We start from the raw sequence: 15,970 nt of genomic DNA, 5'->3' as shown, positions 1-15,970 counted from the left end.
GTTTTTATGATGTTACGATTATGTTTGATCTTTGCACCCGATTGCAATGGGTTTTGCATTCGGGTGCAAATTTAATGGTTTTTGTGATCTTCTTCGCTGAATTGCATGTTGCCAGATTGACTAAAAAGTCGGCATCGCTGACATTCAGCGCTTGTAAGCACAAGAATCATCCTTTTTATGCCCGATTCTGATGCGATTTGCACTCGGTAGCATCTCGTGAAGTACGGCAGTACGTGCAGTGCAATGGATTCCAGTGCGTGAATAAATAACAAGAATCAGCAGTAACAGATAAGAACATCTACCCTCAACCTAATTTGCACCCGGGTGCAAAAACAGGAGTGACTATGTTAAATGGTGAAAAACACATTCCACGCCCGCTCCGCTGGGCAATGATCGGTGGCGGCCGCCTGAGTCAGGTGGGTTATAAACATCGGTCCGGTGCCTTGCGTGACAATACCGCCTACCAGATGGTCGCCAGCGCCTTTGATATTGATGCTACACGTGGGCGCGAATTTGGCGTCAATCTTGGACTTGCGCCGGAACGTTGTTATGACAACTACCAGCAATTGCTTGAGGAAGAGGCAAAGCGTGACGATGGGGTGGAAGTGGTATCAATCGCCACCCCCAATGGCACCCATTATGAGATCACGAAAGCGGCGCTGAATGCCGGTATTCATGTGATTTGTGAAAAACCGCTGTTCTTCACCAGCGCGGAAGCGCAGGAGATTAAAGCACTGGCAGAGGCGAAAAAGCTCATCGTCGGCGTGACATACGGCTTCTCCGGCCATCCATTGTTGATGCAGATGCGAGCCATGATCGCCAACGGCGAGATCGGCGAAGTGCGTATGGTGGAGCTGCAATATACCCACGGCTTCAGCGCCAATGACAGTGCCGATAAATTTAGCGAAGCACAGAAATGGCGTGTCGATCCAAAAATCGCTGGTCCCTCGTTTGTACTGGGCGATATCTCCACTCACACCTTCTACATCTCGCAGCTGGTGCTGCCGCAGATGAAAGTCAAATCGCTGCTGTGCGATCGCCAAAGCTTTATTCCCTCACGCGCACCGCTGGAAGACAACGCGATGGTGCTGATGCATTACGACAACGGGGCGGTTGGGCGCATGTGGGCGTCATCGATCAACGCCGGTTCAATGGACAGCCAAAGTATCCGCATTATCGGTTCACGCGCCAGTCTGGAGTGGAGTGATTACAACCCGGGCGAATTGAAATACGAAGTCCAGGGCCAGCCAAATCAACTGATGCATCACGGTATGCCGTATTTGCATGAAAGTGCACTGGCGGATGAGCGTCTGGGTGCATTGCATACTGAAGGCCTGGCCGAGTCCTGGGCCAACATCTACCTGAAATTCGCCATCGCTATCAGTGCCACCCAGCGTGGCGATCAGCACACGCTTGATAACCTGATCTATCCCGACATTAATGCCGGGCTGGAAGGCGTGCGCTGGATTGAAAACTGTGTTCGTTCTGCCGACAACGGCGCGACCTGGGTCAACTACCAATAAGGACTGCCATGAAACTCTCTTTTTGTACCGACAGCCTGGGGCATCTGCCGTTTGAGCAAATGCTGGACAAACTGCTGGAACTGGGTGTTTACGGCGTTGAAATGACGACGGGTGGCTGGTCCTCTGCGCCACATTTGCCGACAGAAGCGTTACTGGGCAGTGCCACACAGCGTCAGAACCTGTTGAAAGCACTGGAAAGCCGCGGGATGTCAATTGCCGCTCTGAATGTATCGGGTAATCCGTTGGATCCCGGTGAACTTGGTCAAAAGCATCAACGCGATACCGAAAATGCCCTGACGTTAGCGGGTGAGTTGGGGGTGAAGAAAATCGTCATGATGAGTGGGTTACCGCCTGCCAGCCCGCATGACACCATTCCCAACTGGATCACCTATACCGTGAGCTGGCCGCCAACATTGAAAAACTGCCTCGACTATCAATGGAATGAAGTGGCGATCCCTTACTGGCAAGGGCTGGTGGCGCGTGCGAAGCAAAGTGGGGTCGAGAAGTTTGCGCTGGAGAACTTCAGCTCCATGCTGGTGTGGAATCCAGAGACCCTGTTCCGGCTACGCAATGCGGTGGGGGACATGGTAGGGCTGAACCTTGATCCCAGCCATTTACTGTGGATGGGCGCCGATCCGATTGCCGCAGCTCGGGCGCTGGGGCCGGCGATTCATCACTGCCATGGTAAAGATGTGCGGATGGAACGGGGTCTGGTCAATATCAACGGTCTGCTGGAAACCAAACCGGTGGAGGATGTGGCAAACCGCGCCTGGAACTACGTTGCTGTGGGCTGCGGCCAGGATTTGCAGTGGTGGAAGGAGTTCTTCTCGGTGGTCCGTATGATGGGCTACAACGACTGGGTCTCACTGGAAATGGAAGATCTCACCATGTCGGTGGAAGCGGGCATCACCTCATCGATTGCCGCGTTGAAACAGACCATCAGTCAGTAGGCGTTGAGCGCGGTGTGCTGCCGCGCTGTACATCCCGCATCCGCTGCCCGATACTTCGTGTTTATACGAACTATCATGAGGCAGCCTATGCTGGAAAATCACCCGCAGCGCGATGAAATCCGTCTGGAAAATGTATTGGCCGCGCTCGGCAATCCCCTGCGCATGAGTGTGGTCGCTATCCTGGCTGAGGGGGGTGAGCACACGTGCGGATCGCTGCTGAAGGGCGTGTCCAAATCCACTCTAACGCATCACTGGCGCGTGCTGCGCGACAGTGGCGTCATCTGGCAGAAACCTTCAGGCCGTGAAAACCTCTTGTCACTGCGTCGTGACGACCTGGACGCACGCTTCCCCGGGCTGCTGGACGCATTTCTTACGGCGACCACGCAGGATGGTCTGACGCGTGGTACCGTCAACGACTTTCACAGCTCAGCGTCTTAATCCGTTTTTGGCCGCAACAGATAGCCGGAGCGCACATCACCCTCAATATAGCCAAATGCGGATGCGCCAAAGTGCATGCCTGCTACCCGCGTTTTGTCCCTTGAAACCTGTTCGATAATCGCTTTGCGCGTGGTTTCAGCCAGTGCCGGATCGTTATCAAAGGAAATGGAAACGTCTGGTCGGGCTAACTGGATATGCGGGTAATGCACAATATCGCCCCAGATCAGTAGACGTTCATTGTCGGAATCAATCAGATATCCGGTATGCCCCGGCGTATGGCCTGGCAGACTGATAGCCTGGATATCCGCAGTGATATTATTCTGCTCAATCAGGTGCAGGCTGGGCCGATAGGCCTCGAGCGTACGACGCACCAGCAAGGCATTTCTCTGAGTGCGTTCGTTGGCTGTCACAAGCTTTTCATCATCCCGCCAAAATGCCGCTTCAGCCGTAGAGAGATAAAGTTGCGCATTAACAAAGGCGGGTTGACCGTTGGCTGTTAGTAAGCCGCCAATATGATCGGGATGGCAATGCGTGAGCAACAGAGTATCAATGGCGTCGGGGTTAACACCCAGCGCTAACAGATTAGGCTGCAATTCCCCGCCAATATGATTGACGGCGCCCATGCCGCTATCAATCAAGATCGTGCGTCCTTCACCGCGAATCAGATAACAGTAAATATGAATATCACCCGGCACATCGATACCCGATTGCGCTTGAATTGACTCTGCGCTGGGGATATCAATGCCGGAGAGCAGCGTAAGGCTGGCTTTCATGGTGCCATCACTGATAGCCGTGACCAGATAGTGACCCACGCGTTGTGAGGAGAAATGTTTGACCATCATTACCGCCTTTGTTCTTCACCGAAAGAGAAAACGCTGTTTAATCATTAAGCTGCATCAGCAATGAAATATTGCAGGGAACCGGCGGGTGTGACTATCATCCTTTTCGACTGAGTTGAGACCGAAAAAGCTGTGGACATTAAATTATTGCGATCTTTTGCTACTGTGGCGCTGCTGGAACATGTCGGTCAGGCGGCGGAAAAGCTGCATATCTCGGCATCCCCGCTGAGCAGGCAAATTCAACAACTTGAGAGTGAACTCGGCGTCACGCTGTTTCATCGTGAGAAAAAGCGTCTGCGATTGACGGAAGCAGGGCGAAAATTTCTGGATGAGGTCACGCCTTTTCTGCAACATCATGCGCGTCTCACCGATTATGGCCGCAGCCTGACGCAGACGGCCAGGGGGCGTCTGGATATTGGTTATGTTGAGGCGGCGATACATTCGCGCATACTGCCAGATGCCATTGCCCGGATTGATCAGCAAAGCGGCACCGCTATCCATCTGCACGCGATGCGATCCCAGCAACAACGCGAATTACTTGAGGAAAGGGCGCTGGATGTAGCGCTACTGCATACCCCTCCCGAAAAGGGCGACTGGTTTTTGCAGAAAAAAGTGCTGACGGAACCGATTCTGTTAGTCATGCCAAAAGCACAAACCATCGCTACACCCACACCGGCAGATTTACAAAAACAGCGCTGGATCGCCGATCATGCGCACCTCAATCCAGCTGCGCGCGCCCGCTTACTGGCTGCATGTGAGCAAGCGGGTTTCCAGCCGGATATTACCTTTGAGGTGAACGGGCCGCTGGCTGCCCTGGCCTGCGTGGAAGCGGGGCTGGGGTTTACCTTCATTCAACAAAGCCTGGCGAGTCGGGTCGCAGATACCGTTTCACTGGTGATGCTGCCGTGGTTACCGCTGGAGATCACCTTGTATGCCGTGTGGCGGAAGGACGATAACAGGCCGCTGATTCAGGATTTGATCTGCGCGTTACAGAAGAGGCAGACGCCCACTCATTCACGGCAATGAGTTGTAGCCGATGCGTGCTGATCTCCTGATCCGCTAAGCAATGAAAACCCAACCGTTCATAGAAGGAATACGCTGCGTGCGGTGCATGGGTATTGATCAGAGCAAAATGGATGACCGCATCCTGAATGATCTGTTGCAGTAACAACGTTCCCAGCCCCATGCCGCGATAACATTGACCTAAATAGAGATGACGTACCCTGCCAGCCCGACAATTTGTCATGAATGGGTCCTGATTCAGCCCGCCAACACCAATCAGTTGATGGCATGAAAACAGCCCCAATAGCTTTTCGCCAGGGAGATCGAAACAATTGGTGCCGTTGCGCCAATTATCATCGAGCCTGCGAAGCATATTGAAACCCAGGTCGATGCTCTCCGCTTTGAGTGACGAAAATCCGGGGACATACGGGGTGATGGTTTCAACGCGCAGATTCAATCTCTTCTCCTCTCACTGTTGCAATGGCGACGGGCGTTTTACAAAGGCTGTTGTATTTGCAACTTCTCACCCGTTAAGTAACGCTCCCATCTCAATAAAATCAACTGCTTAAATTCATGAAAATCTGGCACAGCTGCTGCATTACCCTTTATATATCGAAAAGATTGAACTTGATTGAAATTCATATTTTTAAGCTATATATCGACAGGAGAAGCCGATGTCAGATAAGAAACCCCTGCAATTTGCTTACTGGGTGCCCAATGTGTCCGGTGGATTGGTGATCAGTCAAATTGAACAGCGCACCCGTTGGGACGCGGAGTATAATCGCGAACTGGCAAAAATCGCTGAAAAGGCAGGATTCGACTATGCCCTGACGCAGATTCGATTTACTGCCGGATACGGTGCAGATAACCAGCATGAATCGGTGACCTTCTCACAGGACTTGCTGAGCCATACCTCAACGCTCAAAGTGATTGCCGCGCTGCTGCCCGGCCCATGGAATCCCGTGCTGGCCGCCAAGCAGATCGCTACCATCAGCCATCTTTACGGTCCACGTATCGCCGTAAATATTGTCAGCGGCTGGTTTCGGGGCGAATTTAAAGCGATTGGCGAACCCTGGCTCGATCATGAAGAGCGTTACCTACGGTCTGAAGAATTTATCCGCTGCCTTAAAGGTATCTGGCGTGAAGACAGCTTCACCTTTGCCGGAGACTTCTATCGCTTCCGCGATTACGCATTAAAACCCAAACCTCTTTTACCTTTACCTGAAATCTTCCAGGGCGGCAGTTCCCGTGCAGCGCGTGATATGGCGGCACGCGTGTCGGATTGGTACTTCACCAACGGCAATACGCCGGAGGGCGTTCAGCAGCAAATTGAAGACATTCAGGTGAAAGCCATCACGCACGGACATCAGGTTAAAATTGGTATAAACGGTTTTGTCATCGCCCGTGATACAGAACAGGAAGCACAGTCCGTCCTGCAGGAAATCATCGCAAAAGCCAATCCGGATGCCGTTAAAGGTTTCCAGCATGAAGTAAGAAACGCGGGAAGTGCGTCACCGGAAGGTGAGGGCAACTGGGCAAAATCGTCGTTTGAAGATCTGGTGCAGTATAACGACGGCTTTAAGACCAATTTAATTGGCACCCCACAACAGATCGCTGAGCGCATCATGGCGTTGAAGCAGGCAGGCGTCGATTTATTGCTGCTGGCCTTTTTGCACTTCCATGAGGACGTTGAGTTCTTTGGCCGCGAGGTGATGCCGCGAGTGCGTGAACTGGAACGTCAGGAAAGTCGGGTCTCCGCCTGATATCAAATATGGCGGGCGCGGCCCGCCAGTAACGCCATCACCATCTGAACCACGGTAACCGCCAGTAACATGATAAGCGGCACCAGCCAGTTACCGCTGGCATCATGTAGCATACCGAAACACAGCGGGCCAAGTGCCGCCAGCCCGTAACCGACACACTGCGCCATGCCGGAGAGTTTTGATGCCTGGCGATGATCCTGAGTGCGCAGATTAAACAGTGAAAGACTGATCACCAGCGATGCGCCCGCGCCCAATCCAGCCAGAATCAGCCACAAAAGTGACCATGAAGGCAGCAGCAGCAAGCCGCCCACCGCAACAAAAATCAGGAATGAAGCGACAAAGCCAATAGCGCGCTGATCGCGCAGTCGTTTAAGGGCGCTCATGCAGGCGAGATTAGAGACGATGGCGACGATCTGATAGACGAACAGCATGCCGCCTGCCTCAATCTGGCTAATACCGTTGTCTTGCGCAAACGGGGTGAACCAGCCAATCAGGGTATAAAACAGCAGTGACTGACTGGCCATAAACAGCGAAACTTGCCAGCCCAATGCTGATCGCCAGGGCGATCGCGTCACGCTGTGTGTTGCTGCTGCGTGCACCTGCGGCCCCGACTTTTTCAGGTAAGGCAGCCAGGCGAACAGCGCGACAAACGCGGGCACCAGCCACACCGCGAGCGAAAGACGCCAACCTGCGGAGCTGATTTCAGCCAGCGGCACCGCGATGCCTGATGCAATACTGGCTGAAATCCCCATCACCATGGCATACAACCCGATATAGCGTGCCGTGTGCTCAGTAAAGTCACGTTTGATCAGCGGTGGCAACAGCACGTTAGCGGCGGCAATACCGGAGCTCAGAATTAGCGTGCCCGCCCACATGGCATTTTCACTGCCGGTAATGCGCAGCAACGACCCCAGCGTGATCAGCAGCAGCGAGCCCCACAAACTGCGTTCCAGGCCAAAGCGATTACCAAACCAGGCGGCAGGCGGTGCCAGCGTGGCAAACATCAGCAGCGGTAAAAAGTTGATTACGCCTGCGGCACTAACGCTCAGACCAAAACTGGCGCGGATATTCTCCAGTATGGGGCCGGTGGCGGTGATCGGCGTGCGCAGGTTAGCAGCAGTAAGCAGCAACAGAAACAAGAAAAAACCCGCGCGTCGCAGGGCTGGATTTTGGGCAATAGTGGTATGGGACATATTTGCGCACCATAGAGTTGAGGCAGAACGATTCTGCATATGGTGCGTTGATTGACGTTAACGCTTACGCAGCAGTTCATTTCCGCTGAGGAGGGGAATACTAACGAGGGACGTTTGACATGTAAAGTTTCAAAATCCATCAAAGATAAAATCAATAGAATCTTTGATTTGCTGGCGATAAGGGCGCGCATCCATCACTTGTTTTCCTAACAGAGATGCGGGCACACTTGCCATTTCATGGGTCATGACGAGATAGCCTTCTCCCTCAATTTCGATGACGGGGTTAAGCCGTTTTACCTGACCAGCCTTAAGTCGATTCATAGGGTACAAAGGAATGACAATACGCGTTGTGAGCTGATCAATGATATCGCTTTGAACATCGACCAGATAAGGGTAAGCACTGTTTTTACTGGTGTTGTTATAAATCATGTACTGCATATTTAGAACGTCCTGTGTTCATCCGACAATAAACCATGCTCTTCAGTTATGCGGTTCAGTTCCTGTAAACCGGCACTATTTTCTTGTTTCCATTTTTCTGCAGCGGCTACCCGTATTTCTTGTCGCAAAGCCTCAGCAAGAATCGCGGATAAGTTTAAACCGGCCTCTCTGGCTTGTTGCAATAGCATGGGTTCGACGGTGACGCTGACGGTTTTCTTCTGGTTTACACTGGTATTAGGCATAAATCCCCCGTGTGGACTACACGTGTAGTAATGTCGATGAGTATGGATGAAAACTCAACTGCCATCAATCCAACAAAAATAAACGTTATTGACTTGCCTCTCGACCTATCCGCGTCCACTTTTAAAGCCTCTGTTCAACACAAATGGATGCACGATGCTTTGGTTATGGAATACGCTGATCCTGCTGGCGTCAGTGGTGGTGATGGAAGTGGTGGCGGCGTTGTCGCATAAGTACATCATGCACGGTTGGGGCTGGGGCTGGCATTTATCACACCATGAACCGCACGACGGCAAATTTGAACTCAACGATCTCTATGCCGTGGTGTTTATGTTGATGGCGATTGCGCTGATCTACATCGGCGTAAACGGCTACTGGCCGCTGCAATGGATTGGTGCGGGCGTAACCTTGTACGGCGCACTCTATTTCATGGTACATGACGGGCTGGTGCATCAACGCTGGCCGTTCCGCTATATCCCGCGCAAAGGCTATCTCAAGCGTCTGTATATGGCGCACCGCATGCATCATGCGGTGCGAGGACGGGAAGGATGTGTTTCTTTCGGCTTTCTCTATGCGCCGCCGTTACCTAAGTTGCAGGCGGCGCTGCGACAGCGGCATAAATCCGTTAACGCGGACGCTGCCACAACCCCTCAGGACGCGACTCCGGACGAGTCAAACGTGAAGTAAGCGCCAAGCCAGCACCTTTCACCAGCAGCGCCAGTTTTTCGCCGCTGCTGGTGCGTTGTCGCGCATCCCAGGCGTGCTCACCCGCATGTTGCACTTTCACCCCAATCTCACGATAGACGCCGCGTGCGGTGGCGATAGCCCATGCGGAGCGCAGCGGCAATCCGGGTAAGCCGGAACGAGCAGAGTGATAATAGGGTTCTGCTTCGCTCACCAGTCGCGCGGCCAGTGGTGCCAGGGCAGCGCGATGTTGCGGATCGGCCAGATTCTGGCCGGTTAAGCCCGCTTGATCCAGCCAGCTTTGCGGCAGATAGCAGCGCCCATTCTGCGCATCCTCAACGATGTCACGCGCAATGTTGGTGAGCTGAAAGGCCAGCCCCAAATCGCAGGCGCGATCCAGCACCGCTTCATCGCGAACGCCCATTACACGAGCCATCATCAGGCCCACCACCCCCGCGACGTGATAGCAGTAGCGCAGAGTATCGTCGAACGTCACGTAGCGCGCCTCACGCGCATCCATCGCAAAGCCTTCCAGGTGATCAAACGCCAACTGTGGCGGCAACTGGTGAATTAACGCCACCTCCTGGAATGCTTTGAACGCGGGTTCATCCATGTGCGCACCGCTGTAAGCACGGCGGGTTTCAATTTGCAGATGCAGCATGCGCGCTTCGGCATCTTCCACCACATGTTGTGTGCCGCCTTCGCCCAGCGTTTGTCCATCAATCACGTCATCGCAGTGGCGACACCACGCGTATAGCATCAACGTGCTGCGCCGCGTGGGCGCATCGAACAGTTTCGCGGCGGTGGCAAAACTCTTTGAGCCCACCGCCATGGTCTGAGTCACTTGCTCTAGCAGGGGTTGGCGATTCATCCAGCGAGATCCTCCTGCATCAGTTGCGCAGTGGCTTTCGCCGAGCCAATCACACCGGGTACCCCGGCGCCGGGATGTGTGCCAGCACCAACCAGATAGAGGTTGGCGATATCCGCATCGCGGTTATGTGGGCGGAACCATGCGCTCTGCGTCAAAATCGGTTCCAGCGAAAACGCTGAACCCTGATGGGCATGCAGCGTGTCGCGAAAATCAAACGGCGTAAACATGCGGTGCGTCACCAGTTGCTGACGTAGTCCCGGCATATAGTGCTCCTCCAGATAAGCAAAAATGCGATCGCGTAAACGCGGTCCTTCCTGTTGCCAGTCGATCGCCGCCGTGCCGAGATGCGGCACCGGTGCCAATACATAAAAACTGCCACAGCCTGCCGGAGCCAGTGATGGATCGCTGGAGCAGGGTGCATGCAGATAAAGCGAAAAATCGTCTGAAAGCTGGCTGCTGTTAAAAATCTCATCGATCAGCTCACGATAGCGCGGGCCAAAGCACACGCTATGATGCGCCAGCTGTGAATGCGGGTGATTCAGACCGAAATAGAGTACAAACAGCGAATTGCTCATGCGTTTACGTTTCAGCGAGGCCGCACGTTTGCTGGCGGCAGGATGCCCACGCAGCAACCGATCATAGGTATGCACCACATCGGCATTCGACGCCACCGCATTAGCTGCAAACCGGCGACCATCTTTCAACTGTACGCCAGTTATGCGGTTACTCTGGGTTTCCAGCTGGCTCACTTCGGCGTTGAGCAACAATTCGCCACCCAGGTCGGTAAACAGCTTAGCCAGGCCTTGCACCAGCGCTCCCGTGCCGCCACGTGGGAACCATACGCCCCATTCGCGTTCCAGCGCATGAATCAAGGTATAGATCGAGGACGTTGCAAAAGGATTACCGCCAACCAGCAGCGAGTGAAAAGAGAATGCCTGACGCAGGTGATCGTCCTGTATAAATTTTGCCACCATACTGTAAACGCTGCGCCAGGCCTGCAAGCGGCCTAACTGAGGGCCAGCATGCAGCATGTCACGGAAATGCAAAAAAGGCACAGTCCCCAATTTAAGATAACCCTCTTTGAACACCTCGCGTGAATAGGCGAGAAACTGCCGATAGCCTGCGACATCGGCCGGGTTGAAGCGGGCAATTTGCTGCTCCAGCAACGATTGATTATTGTCATAGTCGAGCTGTTTGCCGTCTTCCCAGCATAAGCGATAGAAAGGCGTAACCGGCATCAATTCAACATAATCACTGAGCGATTTACCGGCCAGCGTAAACAGCGCTTCAATCGCTGTCGGGTCGGTGATCACTGTCGGTCCGGCATCAAAAGTAAAGCCCTGTTCCTGCCATGCGTAGGCGCGTCCGCCGGGTTTATCGCGCTGCTCAAGTAGCGTGGTAGGAATGCCAGCTGCCTGCAGCCGGATAGCCAGCGCCAGGCCGCCGAAACCGGCGCCAATCACATAAGTACGTGTCATTATTTCTTCCCTGGTTTAGAAGAGGTCGTCATCAGTGCGCGCACCGCTTCGCCAATCGGCACCGGCGGTTTGCCACATAAAATGCGCGCTTTATCGCCGAGCTGGAGTTGCCCGGCGTAAAAGCGGCTGATTAATCCGGCATTCAGCCGATAAAAGCGCTGCATGACACGCCAGCGCTGGTCCGGGTGCCCGGCCAAGAACAGCATTCGATTGAGCAGCCGGAAAAAACGCTGTGTTCGCCACTGCTCGCGTGCAAACTGTTCGATGGCGCGACTGAGCGTTGTCGCATCACAGGGCAACAGTTGGGCAATGCGTTCAGCCAGCGCCAGTGCTGTGGGCAACGAGTAGCCCGTGGTGGCGTGAAACAAGCCCGCACGCAACCCGCTGCACGGCTGATCACGCTGTTGTTGCCAGAAGGCATCAATATCGCCACTCAATGTTATTGGCAGTGAACCTTGCTCCTCACGCAGCAGAAGGCTCAAGCTCCAGTGATGTGCTTTGGCGTAATCGGCGATATTCAGCCGCGCGGTGTGCTCTGTCAGCGTGGGCTGATTAATGTAGTGCGTATCTTCAATTAAAAGACGATCTGTACTCAGCGGTAAGGTATAAACAAAGCGGTAGCCCTGTTGTTGATCCACTGTCGCATCCATCAAGATCGGTTGTGTTAAACCGTGAGGCCTCGCCAGATGCCACTCCTGACCGATAAAGGCTTGATAGCCGAGTTGCAGATGTGGCGTGTGTTGCAGGCCGCGACCATCAATCACCACCGCAGCATGCAGTACGCGATGGTCGGCCAGGGTGACCTGAGTGGGGCGCACCTCATTCACCGGGGTATTGATCCAGAGATCATCCGCCATGACCTCATAAAGCCGTTGGGCAAAATCTGCAGAGGTGATTGAGCAATATTCCCCGCTGAGATTGCGGCGCAGTGTAGGGAAACGCACCTGATAGCCGTGCCAGCGATAGGCAATCAACGGTTGCAGCCACTGAAGCTGATGGGGGCTGAGATCGTCCTGATGAAAGGACCAGGTATGATTACCGGCCGGATGCGTGTGACTTTCCAGCATCAGAATGCGCAACTGGGGTTGGCGCTGACGCAGCTTCAGCGCAATCAAGCCATTAGCCAGTCCGGCACCCACTAAAATCACGTCATAATTCTCGGGCATCAGGTCGCCTCCGCCAGCACAACACGGTGTTGCCCCAATGCCTGCTCAACGATATCAGCGGCGCGCTCGCAACCGCCTGAGCGCTGCAGCTGCGCCTGAATCGGCGAGATACGCAGCCGATAGCCGTCATCCGTCAACAGTTGCTGCAGGTGCTGCTCCAGCTGATGCACGCGGCTAAAGCGAGACGCGCGATGACCGACACCGTGCCAGGCAATACGTGACGCCACGCCGGGTTGGTCAAAGGCCAGCGGCAGCGCCAGCATCGGGGTGCTCCATTCCAGTGACTCTAACGTGCTGTTGAGTCCGGCATGGGTGATAAACAGCTGCGCATGTTGCAGCGCGGCTGGCTGATCGAGAAAATCCGTCACCCACGCCGCACCGGCGCGCTCAAGCTGCTGCACCTGATTGGCGTCCAAACCGCCACAATGGGCAATCACCAACGAGAGCTGCTGGTTGCGGCACGCTTTTGCCAGATGCAGGAACAAGCGAAAACGATGACCTTGCAAGGTGCCAAAAGAGGCATAAACCACCGGCTGTCGCAATTCTGGCCAGGGCGCGCTGGCACTGCGGGGAGGATTCGATGCCTGCAGCAGACCCACAGCGTGAAAATGGCTGGGCAGATGCTGGCGCGGAAAATCAAATGCCGGAACGAGTTGGCTAATCTGCGCCAGCGGTGACAAACATTGATGCAGGCTGTGGCGATCGGGTAAACCCCATCGTTGCGCATGGTGGCTGATCACCGCGCCATGGCGCTGCATCAGGCGATCATAAATATCCTGACTGGCCTGAAAACGTTGCAGTGATTTTTCATCCTGACCAAAGCGAAACGGCATCACCGCCAGCGGTATGCCAGGCTCGCGATTCACCGGCAGCGCGCAGGCCACTGATACAAAGGGAAGGTGCAACGCTTCTGCCACTAAGCCACCCGCCGCTTCCATCTGATCGGCAATCACACCATCGACTTGCAACGAGGTTAAACGCGCAGGCAGTTCACGACACAACATATCGGTGCTGGCGGCGATATCACTGATTACCCGCCATAACGAAAGGGGCGAGGCCAGATGCTGTAACACCCGTGCCAAAGAACCGGCGGGATGGCTGCGCTCACCTACGGTGCTGAATCCTATACATTCATCCGTTAGCAGGAGACGTGCATCATCCTGTTGCACAAAGGTGATGCGATGACCGCGCGCAATCAGCGTCTGTGACAACGCCTGCAGCGCGTGAAAATGGCTATACAGTGGCGGCGCAATCACGGCAAAGTGCCCCATCGGCAGTCCCGCGATCAGTGAAACATCGCCAGCTGTTGATTAAACAGGGCGTGCATATATTGGCGGGTCGCTATGCCACGATGGCAGGCGCAGGCGAGGTGCGCATCGGCACTGCGCAGATGTTCACGCAAGCGGCGCTCAGCACCTTCGGCCCCCAACATCTGTACCAGCGTCGATTTACCCTGATCCTGATTAATGTCCTTGCCGGTGTGTTTACTGCCGTCGGCGAGATCATCGAGCAATTGGAAAGCCTGACCCAAATCCTGCGCAAAATAGCTGAGTTTCTGGCGCATAGCGGGTGTTGCTTCCGCGGCAATCGCCGCTATTTGCAAGGTGGCTCGGAACAGCACGCTGGTTTTGAGTTCATTGGTTAATGCGACGGCTTCCGGGCTACGCGATTGCGCGCCCTGATGCAGATCCTGGAATTGACCCTGCACCAAACCTTGTAAACCCACGGCAGAAGAGAGTTCGGCAATCGCCTCTGATTTCTGCAGGGCGGCTAAACCTGGCGCAACGGCAATCACTTCAAAGGCGCGGCTCAGCAGGGCAATCGCCGCCAGAATCGCCACGCTTTCGCCAAATTCGCGATGCACCGTTGGGCGCCCGCGTCGCATCTGAGCATTGTCCATGCATGGAATATCATCGAGGATCAGCGACGCGGCATGCACCATTTCAACTGCGCAGGCGAGATCAAGAATGCCCTGTTGCGATGCTTTGCTGCCCATATCTCGCGCAGCCAACAGCAGCAACAGTGGACGAATACGTTTACCCGGTGCCAGTGCTCCGGCGCGCATGGCGGCACGAACCTGATCGCTCGGTTGACCCGCAGGCAGCAGTTGCTCAAGATGCGTCTGCAATAATTGCTGCAAAGAGTGAAGTTCGTGTTCCTGGCTTGCTGTGATGTCGACATGGGCGGTCATAGCGGCTTTCCATGGTAAGTTGAATTGTTATGGTTTTTTTATTAACCGTAGACTGCGTAAGGTGAGTTCGCCAGCGCGCTCAACGCATTACGGTAAAGACAGATCCGAAATAAAACCTGATTCTCCACCAGGATTCATTGCACTTTCCCCGTGATCGTATTAGCGAAAAAAGTAACAAGGGTGCCGTAACATAAATTCATCCGGTAGTCTGAAACGACACGCTTATCCATCCGGGAAAATAATGATGTCTTCGCAACCTCATATTCTGATTATTCAGCCACTGATGCCGCAGCTGGACGAAAAACTTTCGCAACATTTTCATTGTCATCGTTTATATAAGGAGCAGGACCCTGCGCTATTTCTTCAGCGCCAGGGCAAAGAGATTCAAGGCATAGTGACGCGCGGTGACGTGGGTGTAGAAACGTCGATTCTGGAACAGGTGCCGGCCTGTAAAGCGATTGCGGTGTTTGGGGTGGGAACCGATCGTATCGACCTGAATTACACCGCTGCACATGATATTCAGGTGAGCATCACCAGCGATATTCTTACCGATGATGTCGCCGATTTAGCCATGACGCTGACCTTAGCTTTTTCACGCAACCTGGTGGCCAATCATCAGTTCGCTCGCTCTGGCGCGTGGGAAAATACCGGCACTTCGCTTTCCAGTAAAGCCAGCGGAAAACGCATGGGCATCGCGGGTTTAGGCGCGATTGGTCTTGCGATTGCCCGGCGTGCTGAGGCATTCGGTATGGAGATCGCTTACACCGCGCGCAGTCAAAAAGATGTGCCTTACCAACGCTGTGAGAACATTGAACAGCTGGCGGCGTTCAGTGATTTCCTGGTGCTGGCGCTGCCGGGTAGCCCGGAAAATATCCAGCTGGTGGACGCAAAAGTGCTGGCGGCGTTGGGGAAATCGGGTGTGCTGATCAACATTGCACGCGGCACGGTGGTGAATGAAAACGATCTTATCCAGGCATTGCAGCAGGGTGTGATAAAAGGCGCCGCGCTGGATGTTTTCCCGCAAGAGCCGGTTATTCATCCTGCGCTGCGTGAATTAGATAATGTGTTATTAACCCCACATATTGCGAGTGCCACCCATGAAACTCGTGAAGGCATGGCGAATAATGTGCTGGAGAATTTGCTGGCCTATTTCTCAAATGGGAAAATGCTGACAACGATATAAATTTATTCTCT

The 15,970-nt window shown here is 54.1% G+C and carries 16 protein-coding genes and 1 pseudogene; 7 read left to right on the top strand and 10 right to left on the bottom strand.

Going from position 1 to position 15,970, the window contains the following annotated elements:
* The first annotated feature begins 344 nt into the window (after positions 1-344).
* The 3 genes from WFP70_RS21205 (at position 345) to WFP70_RS21195 (ending at position 2,911) form a co-directional block, all read left to right on the top strand.
* Entirely contained in the window at positions 345-1,523 is a 1,179-nt protein-coding gene (locus tag WFP70_RS21205; RefSeq protein ID WP_097118738.1) for a Gfo/Idh/MocA family protein, read from the top strand.
* 8 nt (positions 1,524-1,531) lie between these two features.
* A complete protein-coding gene (locus WFP70_RS21200; protein ID WP_337024339.1) occupies positions 1,532-2,473 on the top strand; it encodes a sugar phosphate isomerase/epimerase family protein in 942 nt (313 codons plus the stop codon).
* A gap of 87 nt (positions 2,474-2,560) precedes the next feature.
* Positions 2,561-2,911, top strand: coding sequence for an ArsR/SmtB family transcription factor (locus WFP70_RS21195; RefSeq protein WP_058962005.1), 351 nt, complete (start codon positions 2,561-2,563; stop codon positions 2,909-2,911).
* On the opposite strand, the gene WFP70_RS21190 is transcribed toward WFP70_RS21195, so the two are convergent.
* A complete protein-coding gene (locus WFP70_RS21190) occupies positions 2,908-3,753 on the bottom strand; it encodes an MBL fold metallo-hydrolase (RefSeq protein ID WP_337024338.1) in 846 nt (281 codons plus the stop codon). The two genes, WFP70_RS21195 and WFP70_RS21190, sit on opposite strands and share 4 nt — an antisense overlap.
* Before the next feature lie 129 nt (positions 3,754-3,882).
* Between WFP70_RS21190 and WFP70_RS21185 the strand changes: the two genes are divergently transcribed.
* Positions 3,883-4,776 (top strand): LysR family transcriptional regulator, encoded by an 894-nt coding sequence (locus WFP70_RS21185; RefSeq protein WP_337024337.1) that lies wholly within the window; start codon positions 3,883-3,885, stop codon positions 4,774-4,776.
* Positions 4,777-4,780: 4 nt separating this feature from the next.
* Here WFP70_RS21185 and WFP70_RS21180 read toward each other — a convergent pair.
* A pseudogene (locus WFP70_RS21180) lies at positions 4,781-5,209 on the bottom strand (GNAT family N-acetyltransferase); the annotation flags it as partial.
* Between the two features lie 217 nt (positions 5,210-5,426).
* On the opposite strand from WFP70_RS21180, the gene sfnG reads away from it, so the two are divergent.
* Positions 5,427-6,515 (top strand): dimethylsulfone monooxygenase SfnG, encoded by a 1,089-nt coding sequence (gene sfnG, locus WFP70_RS21175; RefSeq protein ID WP_337024336.1) that lies wholly within the window; start codon positions 5,427-5,429, stop codon positions 6,513-6,515.
* A gap of 2 nt (positions 6,516-6,517) precedes the next feature.
* Here sfnG and WFP70_RS21170 read toward each other — a convergent pair whose 3' ends face one another.
* The 3 genes from WFP70_RS21170 to WFP70_RS21160 form a co-directional block, all read right to left on the bottom strand.
* Positions 6,518-7,708 carry a CynX/NimT family MFS transporter gene (locus tag WFP70_RS21170; RefSeq protein WP_337024335.1) on the bottom strand — a complete coding sequence of 397 codons (1,191 nt, stop codon included), beginning with the start codon at positions 7,706-7,708 and terminating at the stop codon, positions 6,518-6,520.
* Positions 7,709-7,837: 129 nt separating this feature from the next.
* On the bottom strand, positions 7,838-8,146 hold the full coding sequence (locus WFP70_RS21165; RefSeq protein WP_058962010.1) for a CcdB family protein: 309 nt from the start codon (positions 8,144-8,146) through the stop codon (positions 7,838-7,840).
* Between the two features lie 2 nt (positions 8,147-8,148).
* Positions 8,149-8,388: a type II toxin-antitoxin system CcdA family antitoxin gene (locus WFP70_RS21160; protein ID WP_058962011.1), complete on the bottom strand. Its 240-nt coding sequence runs from the start codon at positions 8,386-8,388 to the stop codon at positions 8,149-8,151.
* A 154-nt stretch (positions 8,389-8,542) separates the two neighbouring features.
* Here WFP70_RS21160 and WFP70_RS21155 point away from each other — a divergent pair, with 154 nt between their 5' ends.
* Entirely contained in the window at positions 8,543-9,073 is a 531-nt protein-coding gene (locus tag WFP70_RS21155) for a sterol desaturase family protein (RefSeq protein ID WP_337024334.1), read from the top strand.
* Here WFP70_RS21155 and crtB read toward each other — a convergent pair.
* From crtB to WFP70_RS21130, 5 genes are read right to left on the bottom strand one after another with little or no spacing between them, the layout of a single operon-like run.
* Complete coding sequence (crtB, locus tag WFP70_RS21150) at positions 9,012-9,941, bottom strand: 15-cis-phytoene synthase CrtB (protein ID WP_160867008.1); 930 nt, start codon at positions 9,939-9,941, stop codon at positions 9,012-9,014. The two genes, WFP70_RS21155 and crtB, sit on opposite strands and share 62 nt — an antisense overlap.
* Positions 9,938-11,419: a phytoene desaturase gene (locus WFP70_RS21145; RefSeq protein ID WP_337024333.1), complete on the bottom strand. Its 1,482-nt coding sequence runs from the start codon at positions 11,417-11,419 to the stop codon at positions 9,938-9,940. Before WFP70_RS21145 ends, crtB begins: the two co-directional genes overlap by 4 nt.
* Complete coding sequence (gene crtY, locus WFP70_RS21140) at positions 11,419-12,585, bottom strand: lycopene beta-cyclase CrtY (RefSeq protein WP_337024332.1); 1,167 nt, start codon at positions 12,583-12,585, stop codon at positions 11,419-11,421. The genes WFP70_RS21145 and crtY overlap by 1 nt, the downstream gene beginning before the upstream one ends.
* Complete coding sequence (locus tag WFP70_RS21135; RefSeq protein ID WP_337024331.1) at positions 12,585-13,856, bottom strand: glycosyltransferase; 1,272 nt, start codon at positions 13,854-13,856, stop codon at positions 12,585-12,587. Before WFP70_RS21135 ends, crtY begins: the two co-directional genes overlap by 1 nt.
* 14 nt (positions 13,857-13,870) lie before the next feature.
* A complete protein-coding gene (locus tag WFP70_RS21130; protein ID WP_337024330.1) occupies positions 13,871-14,776 on the bottom strand; it encodes a polyprenyl synthetase family protein in 906 nt (301 codons plus the stop codon).
* Positions 14,777-15,017: 241 nt separating this feature from the next.
* On the opposite strand from WFP70_RS21130, the gene WFP70_RS21125 reads away from it, so the two are divergent.
* Positions 15,018-15,959: a 2-hydroxyacid dehydrogenase gene (locus WFP70_RS21125; protein ID WP_337024329.1), complete on the top strand. Its 942-nt coding sequence runs from the start codon at positions 15,018-15,020 to the stop codon at positions 15,957-15,959.
* The last annotated feature ends 11 nt before the right edge of the window (positions 15,960-15,970 follow it).

The organism is Pantoea sp. USMM079 (genome assembly GCF_037153115.1).
In the GTDB taxonomy this organism is placed as follows: domain Bacteria; phylum Pseudomonadota; class Gammaproteobacteria; order Enterobacterales; family Enterobacteriaceae; genus Pantoea; species Pantoea communis.
This window is presented reverse-complemented; position numbering and strand designations above follow the sequence as displayed.

Coding starts and splice junctions, on each gene's coding strand:
- WFP70_RS21205 (WP_097118738.1), top strand. CDS start 345: ATGTTAAATGGTGAAAAACACATTCCACGCCCGCTCCGCTGGGCAATG.
- WFP70_RS21200 (WP_337024339.1), top strand. CDS start 1,532: ATGAAACTCTCTTTTTGTACCGACAGCCTGGGGCATCTGCCGTTTGAG.
- WFP70_RS21195 (WP_058962005.1), top strand. CDS start 2,561: ATGCTGGAAAATCACCCGCAGCGCGATGAAATCCGTCTGGAAAATGTA.
- WFP70_RS21190 (WP_337024338.1), bottom strand. CDS start 3,753: ATGATGGTCAAACATTTCTCCTCACAACGCGTGGGTCACTATCTGGTC.
- sfnG (WP_337024336.1), top strand. CDS start 5,427: ATGTCAGATAAGAAACCCCTGCAATTTGCTTACTGGGTGCCCAATGTG.
- WFP70_RS21170 (WP_337024335.1), bottom strand. CDS start 7,708: ATGTCCCATACCACTATTGCCCAAAATCCAGCCCTGCGACGCGCGGGT.
- WFP70_RS21165 (WP_058962010.1), bottom strand. CDS start 8,146: ATGCAGTACATGATTTATAACAACACCAGTAAAAACAGTGCTTACCCT.
- WFP70_RS21160 (WP_058962011.1), bottom strand. CDS start 8,388: ATGCCTAATACCAGTGTAAACCAGAAGAAAACCGTCAGCGTCACCGTC.
- WFP70_RS21155 (WP_337024334.1), top strand. CDS start 8,543: ATGCTTTGGTTATGGAATACGCTGATCCTGCTGGCGTCAGTGGTGGTG.
- crtB (WP_160867008.1), bottom strand. CDS start 9,941: ATGAATCGCCAACCCCTGCTAGAGCAAGTGACTCAGACCATGGCGGTG.
- WFP70_RS21145 (WP_337024333.1), bottom strand. CDS start 11,419: ATGACACGTACTTATGTGATTGGCGCCGGTTTCGGCGGCCTGGCGCTG.
- crtY (WP_337024332.1), bottom strand. CDS start 12,585: ATGCCCGAGAATTATGACGTGATTTTAGTGGGTGCCGGACTGGCTAAT.
- WFP70_RS21135 (WP_337024331.1), bottom strand. CDS start 13,856: ATGGGGCACTTTGCCGTGATTGCGCCGCCACTGTATAGCCATTTTCAC.
- WFP70_RS21130 (WP_337024330.1), bottom strand. CDS start 14,776: ATGACCGCCCATGTCGACATCACAGCAAGCCAGGAACACGAACTTCAC.
- WFP70_RS21125 (WP_337024329.1), top strand. CDS start 15,018: ATGATGTCTTCGCAACCTCATATTCTGATTATTCAGCCACTGATGCCG.